Here is a 13,127-nt window from a genome sequence, read left to right as displayed (position 1 = left end):
GGGATTTCTTCATGTTATAGTTTGGATTTAATTACCATATAGTGTAATAAATGGTTAAAAGGGGTGTTAGAGGTGCCCAAGAAGATCTTATTCTTTGGAGACTTTGGTATCGACGATGTCATTGCCTTACTATATGCTCGAATGGAGCCTTCTATTGAAATTGTCGGTCTCGTTACAGGCTATGGAAACATTTCAGAACATAACGCTGAAAACAATGCTCTTTTCTTGCGTGCGTTAACGAAAGCAGAATCTTCGATTGATATTATTCGAGGAGCCTATAAACCTTATACTGGAGCCTTTCCCATTTACCCTAAGGACATCCATGGAGAGTTTGGATTAGGTCCTCTCTCGCCTTATTCATCCGACATTCAGAATAAGCGTATTCACGAGTATTCAAAAGCAGTCGACATCATTAAACGATACCGTAATGAGTTAACGATTGTAAATGTAGGCAGACTTTCTTCCCTTTCCTCAATGTTTGTGCTCTATCCTGAAATAGCTGAAATGATCGAGGATATTTATGTGATGGGAGGCGCATTTCACACCCCAGGAAATGTCACGCCAGTGGCAGAAGCGAATATATATGGGGATCCCTATGCTGCAAATCTCGTATTTACAGTCCGAAAAAAAGTAAAAATTATACCCTTAAATGTCACAAACTTTGCTATTCTCACTTCAAATATGATCCACACCATTAAAGATTTCTGCAAAGACCCTATGATTGGCTCTGTTCTCGTAGAAATATTTGACTATTACTACACGTATTATCAGAAATCAAACGCTACCCATTCACAAACCGGAGCTCCTATTCATGACCTTCTTGTTTTATGGGCTGCTCTCCATCCAGGATCCATATCTTACATAGAAGCTCCTGTTACAGTAGTAGTTGAAAAAGGAGAAGCTTATGGGCAAACCATCGTAGATTTACGTCTAGGTAATAAAAAGGAAGATTATCCTCTCCAACATATTGCAATGAAATTTGATTATGAAGCCTTCATAAATTCAATAATGAAAGCTTTCATAGAATCTAATCAGTAAAAAAGGACTCTAAAGTAAATCCCTTTAGAGTCCTCTCCTTTCATCTATGATGGTTCTTCTTCCGTATCAAACACTTTCTCATAGTCGGCTTCTCTCCATACTGCCACGACTTGACCATATTCATCCTGGTCAATAACAAATGACCCATTACTATATCTGTCACTCGCTTTGAAGGAACCTGCGTTAATCTCTTGAACCGTTCCATTTTCTGTTTCAAGGAAAAGGATTTCTTGACCTTGAGTAAGTTGTAAACCTACGACACGATGAGGATTGTTCTTCAGTTCCCTTAACATAACTACACCACGTTTTGCGCGAGAAGACTTTTCAAATTCTTTTAGCCTCATCCGCTTCACTGCACCCCTTTGAGTAGCAAGAAGGACTGATGGATCACTGTTCTCTTCAAAAACTTTACCTGCTACAATTTCTTCATCCTCTTTTAATGCCATAGCTTTAACACCAGCTGCACGTTGACCGATAATTTTCACTTCTGATTCATGATACCAGAGCCCATATCCCGTATTAGTAGCAAGGAAAACGTCCTGATGGCCGTCTGTTACATGTACATCCACCACTTCGTCTTCTCCTTTACAATTAATAGCTACTAGTGGTTTCGAATAACGTTGTGCTTGGTAAAGAGATATTTCGCTTCGCTTGATCATTCCTGCTTTGGTCACAAATAAGAAGTATTTTGCTTCTTGAAAATCTCTAATTGGCACAGCTCGGATGATTCGCTCATCTTTTTCAACAGTAATTAAATTGGCAATATGCTGTCCAAGATCTTTCCAACGGATATCTGGTAACCCATGGATTGGAAGATAGAGGTAATTACCTTTATTGGTAAATAGAAGGATGGTGTCGGTTGTATTGACTTCGAATAACCCGAGGAGACGATCTCCCTCTTTCATGGCAAAGTCTTCTCCTCCTGAAGCTGCATAGGAACGTAGGCTTGTACGTTTAATATAACCTGCTTGCGTAACAGATACGAGAATATCTTCGCTAGGGACTGTTACTTCAGGGTTAATATCTAATTTTTCGATTTCGTCTTCAATAACAGTTAGACGGTCTGTATGATATTTCTTTTTCATAGAAGCCAGGTCTTTTTTAATAACCTTAAGTAGTTTCTTTTCATCTGCAAGAATTGCTTCTAACTCACTAATTCGTTTATTTAATTCCTCTGCTTCCGTTTGAAGAGATGTTATATCTGTATTCGTTAATCGATACAATTGCAAGTTTACGATGGCTTCTGATTGAGGTTCAGTAAACCCGAACGCTTCCATAAGTCTCTTCTTTGCATCTTGTTTATCACTTGAAGAACGAATGGTTGATATCACTTCATCTAGAATCGATATCGCTTTAATTAAACCCTCTACTATATGAGCTCTTTCTTTTGCTTTTCGTAACTCAAATTCAGATTGCCGCGTTACTACATCCCTTTGGTGAGCTATATACGCATCAAGAATCCCTTTAAGACTCATTAACTTAGGGGTTTTGTCATGGATCGCAACCATGTTGAAATTATAGCTGATTTGCAGATCGGTAGCTTTATAAAGATACTTTAATATCCCTTCACTATCTACTTCTTTTTTCAACTCAATAACAATGCGTAATCCTGTACGGTCCGTTTCATCTCGAACTTCAGCAATGCCCTCGACTTTTTTGTCTATTCGCAGTTCATCCATTTTCTTAACAAGATTAGCCTTATTTACCTCATAAGGGATCTCATCTATTACAATTTGTTCGCGATTACCACGTAACTGCTCAATAACAGCGCGGCCACGAACAACCACTTTTCCTTTTCCTGTTTCATAAGCTTTCTTAATTCCATCTACACCCTGTATAATACCACCTGTTGGGAAATCAGGACCTTTCATAACAGCCATTAGATCATCTACAGAAGCTTCCGGACGATCGATCTTCATCATGACGGCGTCAATCACTTCACTTAAGTTATGAGGAGGGATTTCTGTTGCATACCCTGCTGAGATACCTGTAGAACCATTAACCAATAAGTTAGGAAATTTAGCTGGGAGTACAACAGGTTCAGCGATTGTATCATCAAAGTTTGGGATGTAATCCACTGTCTCCTGATCAATATCTCGAAGTAGTTCAGAAGCCATACTAGAAAGCCTTGCTTCTGTATAACGCATGGCAGCCGGGGGATCTCCATCCACACTCCCATTGTTTCCGTGCATCTCCACTAATAGGTTTCGAAGCTTCCAGTCCTGACTAAGTCGAACCATCGCGTCATAAACGGACGTATCACCGTGAGGGTGATAGTTACCGATAACCGTACCAACTGTTTTGGCTGCTTTACGGTATGGTTTATCATGGGTATTCTTTTCCTGATGCATCGCATATAAAATACGACGTTGAACAGGCTTCAAACCATCGCGCGCATCAGGAAGCGCGCGATCCTGTATAATATATTTACTATAACGACCAAACCGGTCACCTAATACTTCTTCTAATGGCAAATCCATATACTGTTCTGACTGAGACAAAAGGTGAACCTCCTACTCTATTGCAATTTATCATTCTCTAAAATATTACTTTGTTCTTCTAATCCAAAGGCTACGTGAGATTCGATCCACTTCCTGCGCGGCTCTACTTTATCACCCATAAGAGTGGTAATACGACGCTCAGCTTGAGCTAAATCATCAATTGTTACACGGATCAGGGTTCTTGATTCAGGGTTCATCGTTGTTTCCCAAAGCTGATCAGCGTTCATCTCACCAAGACCTTTATATCGCTGAATGGTATACCCGTTTTTAAACTCTTTTAACACTTGCTGCATTTCATCTTCTTCCCATGCATATCGTGTCTTTTCTTTTTTCCCTTTTCCTTTAGAAATTTTATATAAAGGTGGAAGAGCAATATAGATTTTACCTTCTTTCACGAGTTCTTGCATATAACGGTAGAAAAATGTTAAGAGCAATACTTGAATATGGGCACCATCGGTATCAGCGTCCGTCATAATAATGATTTTGTCGTATTGACAATCATTGATATCAAAATCCGAGCCAACCCCTGCTCCAATGGTATGGATAATCGTTGAAATCTCTTCATTCTTTAGGATATCCTGAAGTTTTGCTTTCTCTGTATTAATGACCTTGCCTCGTAAAGGAAGAATAGCCTGGAATCTTCTATCCCGTCCCTGCTTAGCAGAACCACCAGCAGAGTCACCCTCAACGAGATACAGTTCATTTTTCTGAGCATTTTTAGATTGAGCTGGTGTTAACTTTCCACTCAGTAACGTTTCTTTTCGTTTTTTCTTCTTTCCTGATCTCGCATCTTCCCTAGCTTTTCGAGCGGCCTCGCGTGCCTCCTTCGCTTTAATAGCTTTACGGATAAGCATCGTTGCCACATCAGGATTTTCTTCTAAGAAATACGATAATTTTTCTGCTACAACCGCATCCACAGCACTTCTAGCTTCAGACGTTCCTAATTTACTCTTCGTTTGTCCTTCAAACTGAAGTTTCTCTTCAGGGATTCGAACGGAAATAACCGCTGTGAACCCTTCCCTGATATCATTACCATCTAGGTTCTTATCTTTTTCTTTCAAGAGTCCTGTTTTCCTGGCATGATCATTAAATATTCTTGTTATAGCCGTTTTAGCCCCTGATTCATGTGTTCCACCATCCCTTGTACGGACGTTGTTCACAAATGAGAGCATACTTTCAGCGTACCCATCATTAAACTGAAAACCAAAATCGATTTCAATTTCATCTTGAGTCCCTTCAAATGCTACTACAGGATGAAGTGTATCTTTTTCTTCATTCAAGTAGGTTACAAACGACTCTAGTCCATCAGGATACTGATAGCTTTCCTTTTGGTCTTCCTGACGTTTATCATCTAGAACAATTTCCATTCCTTTTAGTAAAAATGCAGCTTCTCGCAGGCGTTCTGACAAAGTTTCGAAATTGAACGTTGTCATAGAGAAAATCTCAGAATCAGGTTTAAAGTGAATAACAGTTCCACTTTTTCTTGTTGCCCCTTTATTCTCAAGCGACGTGACAGGTTTACCACCATTTTCAAAACGTTGATAATACGTTTGTCCATCACGATAAATGGTCACTTCAAGCCATTCTGATAACGCATTCACAACAGAGGCCCCTACACCATGCAGGCCACCACTTGTCTTATAACCGCCTTGTCCGAACTTACCACCAGCATGAAGCACGGTAAGTATGACTTCAGGGGTGGGCTTACCAAGTCGGTGCATCCCCGTAGGCATACCACGCCCTTCGTCACGTACTGATACACTTTGATCTTTATGGATGGTCACCGTAATTCGGTTCCCATAACCCGCTAACGCTTCGTCAACGGCATTATCAACTATTTCATATACTAGGTGATGAAGCCCGCGATGGTCTGTGCTTCCTATGTACATACCAGGTCGCTTTCTAACTGCTTCTAACCCCTCTAGTACTTGTATTGAATCATCATTATATTGAGTAGAATTCTTAGCCAATCTATTTGTACTCCTTTCAATGCTCTTACATCTATAATAGAACGGATGTTCGTTTTTGTAAATAAGAGCACGGGCAAAGCGCCTGTCTTTTATTTTAGCGGTTTCTACAATTTAATCAAATAACCTTTTTCCACGAAAAGAAAAAAATCCCTGCAAGAACAGGGATTTTCTCTCTTATTACCTTCCTATTGTAACAGAATGGGCAACTTTAATACAGAGGTCCATTAGCACTGTCATACCTTGTTCACTCAAATAACGAAAGGTGTCTTCATCCTGGACACCTTGCTGAGCCCAAAAAACCTTTGCTTCAGTCTGAACAGCTTCTCTGGCCACCTCAGGCAAAAATTCTGAGCGCCTGAAGACATTAATCAAGTCAAAAGGTTCCTCGATTTCACTCAAAGAAGAAACCGCTCGTTCGCCTAGTGATTCTTCGATCGTTGGATTTACAGGAATGATTCTATAGCCCGCATCCTGCATAGCTTTTGAAACTTGATAAGATGTACGTTCAGGACGATCCGATAAACCAACTACGGCAATCGTTTTTGTTTGACTTAAGATATCTTTAATCTCTTCATTAGAAGGATTTCGCATAGTAAGATCTCCCTTCTTTAGTCAATATACCCGTTATCCTTTAAGAAATTACGTGCAACTTGATAAGGATCTTCATCTTCAAAGTCTACTTTATAGTTCATTTCCTGCATTTGTTGTTTAGTAATGTTACCACCCAACTGATTTAGGATATCTCGAATTTCAGGATATTGATCCAATGTGGATTGTTTTACCAAAGGAGCCCCTTGATATGGCGGGAAAATATTCTCCGGGTCTTCTAAGACCTTAAGATTATAAGCAACCATATAGCCGGCAGTTGCATAAGCATCAATGACTTGTACATCGCCTTCTTTTATTGCGGTCTGGCGAACCCCAGGTTCCATCGTTTTAACATTTAGATCTAACCCATACTCTTCTTGCATTCCTACATACCCGTCATACCGATCATTAAACTCAAGAGTGAAACCAGCGGTGACTTTATCTTCTGCTACTTTAAGATCGCCAATCGATTCAAGGCCATATTGCTCAGCTATTTCTTGAGTAGTAGCTACAGCATACGTGTTGTTGTATTCCATCGGCTCAAGAAGAACCATATTTTCCGCTTCTTTAATCCCGTCCCTGGCTTGTTCATATACCTCTTGCTTCACATTACTTTCGGCTTGCTCTCCTAAAAGTGTAGTGATAACAGTTCCTGTAAATTCAGGATAAATATCAAGGTCGCCGCCTTTTAATGCTTCAAACACATAATCAGTTTTACCGAAATTTGGTTTTGTTTCAACCGACAAATCGGTTTCTTCTTCAATTAAGACTTTGTACATATTCATTAGGATTGCTGGTTCTGCTCCAATTTTACCACCAATTACGAGGTCTGCTTTATCATCCCCATTCACAATGAAAGGAATGGTTACAATTAATAATGATGCAATAAGAATCGTTGCTAAAGACCTGAATCCAGACTTTGCAGACGTTCGTTCGAATAACCTGAGTATATTATCAAGTAAAATTGCCAGGAGAGCTGCAGGTATAGCGCCAAGTAGAATCAATGGGATATCTCCACCGCGGTTTATGCCTAGTAGAATTAACTCTCCCAATCCTCCTGCGCCGATTAAGGCTGCAATGGTTGCCGTTCCCACAATAAGCACCATAGATGTTCTGATACCAGCCATAATAACAGGCATAGCAAGTGGCAACTCGACTCGAGCCAGCCTTCTGAATGAGCTCATCCCCATTCCTTTAGCAGCTTCAATGAGCGCTTTATCTACTTCATTGATTCCTGTATAGGTGTTTCTTAGAATCGGAAGTAAAGCATAAGCAGATAAGGCGTATATAGCAGGCTTAAATCCTATACCCACAATAGGGATTAAAAACGCCAGTATGGCTAAACTGGGTATCGTTTGTAAAATAGCTGTAACCGTAATGATGGGTTCAGCAATTCTTTTTGTTCGTGTTAATAAAAGCCCAAGTGGTACAGCAATTAAGATCGCGATCAATAATGATATAATCGATAGCTGTAAATGCTCCCATATGCTTTGCCAAAACATATCTTGCCTGTCTAGAAAGGTTGCTTTTAACTCACTCATTGGTGAATCACCCCGTTTTCAAGCTTTGTTTGTTGCTGAAGGTAAGCAACAATATCACGGTGTGATAGGGTACCGATTAATCGTTTATCTTTTACAACCGGCAATATACTAGTTTCATACTCATCAAATATAGGAGTCGCTTTCCGTAAATGAGTATCATTTTGTAAGGAAGGTAAATCTATAAACATTCCGTTTTGAATAGCCCCTTTATACTGCTGGTCTTCTCCTTGAATGATATATGTCCCTTCCTTTGGGTAATGCGAACTTTCTGTAATGATATAATTCTTTGAAGTATCTACCATAACGTCTACAGCGGTTTGCCATGGAGACTTTCTTTCTCCGACAAAATTTCGTACAAAGTCTGTTTGAGGATTTAAAATAAGATCCTGAGGGGTTGAGATTTGCACGACTTCCCCTTTGTCCATTAGACAAACCCTGTCACCTAATGCAAGTGCTTCATCAATATCATGCGTTACAAAAACAATTGTCTTTTGAATTTCCTGCTGAAGCTTCTGTATGTCAGCTTGCAATTGCTCACGACTAATCGGATCAAGAGCACTAAACGGCTCATCCATTAAGATGATGTCAGGATCTGCTGCAAGAGCTCTAATAACTCCCACTCTTTGTTGTTGACCACCAGATAACTCACTAGGCTTTCGTGTTTTATATGTATGGGGATCTAATCCTACCATCTCCATTAATTCATTCGTTCGCTTCTCTAGATCTTTCTTCTTCCAGTTTTTCATTTCAGGAACAACTGCAATATTCTCTTCAATCGTCATATGTGGAAAGAGAGCAATTTCTTGCAACACATACCCTATATTCCACCTTAATTCATGAATATTATATTCTCGTATATCCTTGTCATTAATTTTTATTACACCGGATGTTGGTTCAATGAGACGGTTTATCATTTTCATAGACGTGGTTTTCCCACAACCACTGGGCCCTATTAAGGTGACAAACTCCCCTTTTTCCACACGGAACGAAACATCTTTTACAGCTTCTGTTCCGTCAGGGAATGTCTTTTGAACTTTGTCAAATTCAATCATCCTTTTCCCCCTTGCTTTCGAACAATTTATTATTTTATAAAAACTTATTCCCATCATATATGAAACAAGGCAGGAATGCGAAACATCCCGCCTGTTCAATGTGCTCTATTCTTTTTCAATCATCTTTCGCTTCTTAAGTGCCTTTTCAATCGTTTGAAATGCTTCATCCGTTGCAAACGTTTGACTCCAGGTTGCGAGTCCCGCCAGTTGATATTGATGAACCAATAGAGCACGTTTTTGTAGTGAGGTTTCGTTCTCTAACCACATTTTATACGTGATGTCCTCTTCTGAATATTGAACGTAATCTTGACCTGTTCCAGGATCATAAGAGGGTTCTACTTGATACTCTTCTATCCATTCATTAGCTTCTTCCATAGACATAGCCTCTGAACTTACTTCTACTGATCCATCTTCTGTCATTTCTTCTTTCCATAACCGTGTATATAAAGGAGCTCCTAAAATGAGTTGTTCATGAGGGATTTCTTCAAGAATTCTTTCAAGACCATTCTCCACCCAGGGCAAACTACTAACACTTCCAGCCACAGAAGAACTTCCCCAATGTTCATCATAAGCCATAACCATTATATAGTCCGCTGCTTCAGCTAATTCCTTCCGTTCATAAAACTTAGACCATTGTGCACTACCAGATATAAAGGATACATCTACTGACACAACCAACCCCTCTTTATGAGCTAGAGGTGTAAGTTCCCTGATGAACTGAGTTAGATTGGCCCCATCTGTCTCATAAACATTTTCAAAGTCGATATTAAAACCATTTAAACGATAAATCTCAGCAAAATAAAGAAGCTGTTCGATCATTGACTTTCGCTTTTCAAAACTATTCAGGGCTTCTTTCGTAATATCTGGATCAAACCCATTAGAAAAAAGAGCCCATATGGAATACCCTTTATCTTTAGCATTCTTCACATAACTTTCAGAAGCGATGTTACGAATTTCCCCTTCTCCATTTTGGAGAGTAAACCATGTCGGAGAGATGACTTGGACTCCTGGCATAGCCTCTAATGGATCATTCGTTGCAAGCTGATCCCAAGTTACATGAACGGGCCATTCTAATGAAGGAGTGAACGGATTTTTAGCCTCTTCCACATCCACAGTAATGCGCTTTGGCTCTTCTATAGAAATCGCTGAAGTTTTTACATAGCCTCCAACTCCATCTTCAGTTCGAACGAAATAATACCCTTCTTCTTCAGTCTCAATGGTCACCATTTCCTCCCTTTTTAGTTCAGATACATAAGAAGATGTAACGGTTGGTTCTGTTCTGACTCTTCTCTCATCTGCACCTTCAGCTGTAACCGCTCCTTGCTGAAGGATTTGCTCATTTTCGTATAAGGAAACGGCTGTTGTATTATCATGGTACTCAATCTGGACAGGATAGACCTCACTCATCCAATCGCTTGATACATACACGTTTCCTTGATCAGTTTTTACTGCTGGGAAAGAGAGTTGAGTTGATTCATTGTTTATATAATATTGTTTCGTATTGCTTGGCATTTGATAGACTTTCTCTTGAGTAGTCACGATAACCGATCTGGAACTTTCATCATAGTGGAGTTCACTATCAATATACTCTTTAACAAAGTCAAAAGATAAATAGATCCCGTCCTCATACAAAACTTCCCCTGTGTATTTTTTCCCCTTAAAAATTAATGGATATTGAGTATTAAAATAGTCCGTCTTTTCATTTGACGGAAATGGATAGAGAAGCCAAAAGACTGCAAAAGAAAAAAACAGAAAAACTGCAAGTCCTCCTATCATCCAGGGCATCCTCTGTTTTGCTTTTGTGTATGTATGGGTGCGTGCCATTTCTTTTCCCCTCCCTCCTTCTATCCTATAAGAAGAACAAAAAGATGAAAATAGTTTCAATAAAAATAGAATAGTTGTTCTTTCTACCTCTTCTTTCTGATAAAATATAAAAAGCATTAAGAGCGAATGGTAAAGGAGTTTTCGTATGAGTTATGCTTTATTTGCAATCATTGCTTATATAATTGGTTCAATTCCATCAGGTCTCATTGTTGGTAAGCTAGGGTATAATATTGATATTCGTGAACACGGTAGCGGAAACTTAGGCGGAACAAACACATTCCGAGTCCTTGGTACAAAAGCAGGACTCATCGTTACGATCTCAGATATATTAAAAGGGACGATTGCTGCTCGAATTCCATGGATGTTTGATGCGGATATTAATCTATTAATCATTGGAATTTTTGCTGTTATTGGTCACATGTATCCCATTTTCGCAAAATTTAAAGGTGGTAAGGCTGTTGCTACTTCAGGTGGTGTCATTTTAGCAGTTGAACCTATTCTCTTTGGTGTTATGCTTTTAACATTCTTCATTATGTTAAAAATCAGCAAGTATGTTTCTTTATCTTCAATGGTTACTGGAATTGTTACAGTCATTATGTCCATAATTCTTGGTCATGTTGGTCTAATTATAGTAACCAGTATTTTGACAGCATTTGTCATATACCGCCACAGATCGAATATTAAACGTATTATGGATAAAACTGAACCTAAAATTAAATGGATGTAATTGTTAAAACGCCTCGGATGAGGCGTTTTTTCTTTTAGGTATTAATTGTTCGGAGTTGCTACTAAGTATAAATAAGTAGTAATATCTGAGGTGTTCCCCGCCTTTTCGAGATATACGTTTGCTAAAATAGCAAGGTATTAAGCAGATTCTTCTGTAATCGGAGTTGCTACTATGTAGATAAAACAAGGGTGCTCCGCATCGGAGCACCCTTGTTTTATCTAATAACCAAAAGACCAATCTATATCGCTAGTGAACTGAACGGGAACCATCAGCTCAATATTCCCTGTTTGATTGCATTCTTTCTCGTAACCACCTTGTTGTTTCCATTGGTCGAACGTTTCTTTTTTTATATCTTCAAGTACAATGACTTTTTCAGTTTGTGTTTGTAGTACAGCTGTTCCTTTCATAGGTGCCACCTTCTTTCCTCGTTTCATAGTGCGAATCTATTTTAGTTAATTTTATTCATGTTGCCAACCGGTGGAACCATATTTGAAATTTTTTGATTTTAGAAAACGCATTCTTGATTTCCCAACCCTGGGCTATTTGTAGTAAAATAGAATTTATATGTAAAGAGTATAGAAAGAACGTTTCCTGAGCCGATCTAGACCCTATTGACTGAGTATTAAAATTGAACTTACGAATCCGTTTCTTGTATACTTTTAATAGCTCTATTTAGAAGCTGAAAGGAGTCACTGCTATGAACCAGACAAATATTAATACAAAAAAACAGCTACCTTCTAAAGAAGACCGACATAAATTATTTGGTTCTGTGGATCCGGGGCCACGTACAAAACCCGTAGAAAAAGATGAGATGGCAGACCTTCAAAATTCTCGCAAAGATTTCTTATTTGATCTTGATGCAGTTGGAATTTCTAACGTTAAACATCCTATCCGTATATATAGTTCAAAAAAACCAGAAATGCAGACCACGATTGGGACCTTCCGTTTCGCATCTAAAATTGGGAAAGGAAGCAAAGGGACTAATATGAGTCGCTTTACTGAGCAATTAGACCGCTATCATAATGATGGCTTTGCCGTCGATATTACGACTTTGAAAAAATTCACGAAAGAATTAGCTCAACGTTTAAAACAAGATGATGCCGAAGTAGAAGTTTCCTATCCATGGTTTTTCGAACGGAAGGGTCCTTTCTCTGATTTAGCAGGGATGAATCACGCAGATGCAACGATGAAAGTCTCTTACCATAATAGAACCGGGTATGATGTAGAAGTAGCACTTACAGGTAAAATCACTACCCTATGCCCTTGTTCTAAAGAAATAAGCGAATACTCTGCGCACAATCAGCGTGGGAATGTAACGATGTCTGTTCGATTAACAGATGATTTCGATGAGAATGATCTGGATTGGAAAGAAGCACTACTTGAAGCAGCAGAATCAAATGCATCCGCCCGTATTCATCCTGTCCTTAAACGGCCTGATGAAAAAGCGGTAACGGAGCAAGCTTATGAGAATCCACGCTTTGTAGAAGATATTGTCCGTTTAGTTGCGGCTGATCTATATGAACTTTCTTTTGTAGAACGTTTTTATGTAGCTTGTCGTAATGAAGAGTCCATTCACCTGCATGATGCAATTGCTGAAGTGACCTACGATAAAACGGTAGAATAGCTGTAATAAGGATGAGTTGTATGAAAACCATTTTCTTGTGGATCATTCGCTTTTACCAAAAGGCCATTTCCCCGTTAAAACCAGCTCCTACTTGTCGCTTTTATCCGACATGTTCCCAATATGGTGTTGAAGCTATTACAAGATTTGGAGCAATAAAGGGTGGATGGTTAACAGTAAAACGAATTGCCAAGTGTCACCCCTTTCATCCAGGGGGTTTTGACTATGTTCCAGAAAAGAAACAAAAAAAATAGACAAGAGCAGA

At 39.1% G+C, this 13,127-nt stretch carries 11 protein-coding genes; 4 read left to right on the top strand and 7 right to left on the bottom strand.

Annotation, left to right across the window (positions count from 1 at the left end; translation table 11 throughout):
- Nucleotides 1–72 precede the first annotated feature (72 nt).
- Nucleotides 73–1,038: a nucleoside hydrolase gene (locus LQ226_RS03615; RefSeq protein ID WP_231416461.1), complete on the top strand. Its 966-nt coding sequence runs from the start codon at nucleotides 73–75 to the stop codon at nucleotides 1,036–1,038.
- 44 nt (nucleotides 1,039–1,082) lie between these two features.
- Here the strand turns inward: LQ226_RS03615 and parC are convergent, their stop codons facing one another.
- The 6 genes from parC to LQ226_RS03585 all read right to left on the bottom strand — a co-directional run bounded on the left by parC (nucleotide 1,083) and on the right by LQ226_RS03585 (nucleotide 10,514).
- Complete coding sequence (gene parC / locus LQ226_RS03610; RefSeq protein ID WP_231416460.1) at nucleotides 1,083–3,539, bottom strand: DNA topoisomerase IV subunit A; 2,457 nt, start codon at nucleotides 3,537–3,539, stop codon at nucleotides 1,083–1,085.
- Between the two features lie 17 nt (nucleotides 3,540–3,556).
- Nucleotides 3,557–5,509 carry a DNA topoisomerase IV subunit B gene (gene parE, locus LQ226_RS03605; protein WP_231416459.1) on the bottom strand — a complete coding sequence of 651 codons (1,953 nt, stop codon included), beginning with the start codon at nucleotides 5,507–5,509 and terminating at the stop codon, nucleotides 3,557–3,559.
- Nucleotides 5,510–5,686: 177 nt separating this feature from the next.
- A complete protein-coding gene (locus LQ226_RS03600; RefSeq protein WP_231416458.1) occupies nucleotides 5,687–6,100 on the bottom strand; it encodes a CoA-binding protein in 414 nt (137 codons plus the stop codon).
- A gap of 17 nt (nucleotides 6,101–6,117) precedes the next feature.
- Complete coding sequence (locus tag LQ226_RS03595) at nucleotides 6,118–7,638, bottom strand: ABC transporter permease/substrate-binding protein (RefSeq protein WP_231416457.1); 1,521 nt, start codon at nucleotides 7,636–7,638, stop codon at nucleotides 6,118–6,120.
- The gene (locus tag LQ226_RS03590; RefSeq protein WP_231416456.1) at nucleotides 7,635–8,690 is read right to left on the bottom strand and encodes an ABC transporter ATP-binding protein; all 1,056 of its coding nucleotides are present in this window, start codon (nucleotides 8,688–8,690) and stop codon (nucleotides 7,635–7,637) included. The genes LQ226_RS03595 and LQ226_RS03590 overlap by 4 nt, the downstream gene beginning before the upstream one ends.
- A 105-nt stretch (nucleotides 8,691–8,795) precedes the next feature.
- Complete coding sequence (locus LQ226_RS03585) at nucleotides 8,796–10,514, bottom strand: glycosyl hydrolase family 18 protein (RefSeq protein ID WP_231416455.1); 1,719 nt, start codon at nucleotides 10,512–10,514, stop codon at nucleotides 8,796–8,798.
- A 145-nt stretch (nucleotides 10,515–10,659) separates the two neighbouring features.
- On the opposite strand from LQ226_RS03585, the gene plsY reads away from it, so the two are divergent.
- On the top strand, nucleotides 10,660–11,241 hold the full coding sequence (gene plsY / locus LQ226_RS03580; protein ID WP_231416454.1) for a glycerol-3-phosphate 1-O-acyltransferase PlsY: 582 nt from the start codon (nucleotides 10,660–10,662) through the stop codon (nucleotides 11,239–11,241).
- A 218-nt stretch (nucleotides 11,242–11,459) separates the two neighbouring features.
- On the opposite strand, the gene LQ226_RS03575 is transcribed toward plsY, so the two are convergent.
- Nucleotides 11,460–11,648 (bottom strand): hypothetical protein, encoded by a 189-nt coding sequence (locus LQ226_RS03575; protein ID WP_231416453.1) that lies wholly within the window; start codon nucleotides 11,646–11,648, stop codon nucleotides 11,460–11,462.
- A gap of 290 nt (nucleotides 11,649–11,938) precedes the next feature.
- Between LQ226_RS03575 and folE2 the strand changes: the two genes are divergently transcribed.
- Both folE2 and yidD read left to right on the top strand, forming a co-directional pair.
- On the top strand, nucleotides 11,939–12,865 hold the full coding sequence (folE2, locus tag LQ226_RS03570) for a GTP cyclohydrolase FolE2 (protein WP_231416452.1): 927 nt from the start codon (nucleotides 11,939–11,941) through the stop codon (nucleotides 12,863–12,865).
- Between the two features lie 20 nt (nucleotides 12,866–12,885).
- On the top strand, nucleotides 12,886–13,116 hold the full coding sequence (gene yidD, locus LQ226_RS03565; RefSeq protein WP_231416451.1) for a membrane protein insertion efficiency factor YidD: 231 nt from the start codon (nucleotides 12,886–12,888) through the stop codon (nucleotides 13,114–13,116).
- The last annotated feature ends 11 nt before the right edge of the window (nucleotides 13,117–13,127 follow it).

Origin of the sequence: Pontibacillus sp. HN14, assembly GCF_021129245.1 — a bacterium.
In the GTDB taxonomy this organism is placed as follows: domain Bacteria; phylum Bacillota; class Bacilli; order Bacillales; family BH030062; genus Pontibacillus.
Note: the sequence above shows the minus strand (reverse complement) of the source record. Positions and strands in the feature narration are given on the sequence as shown.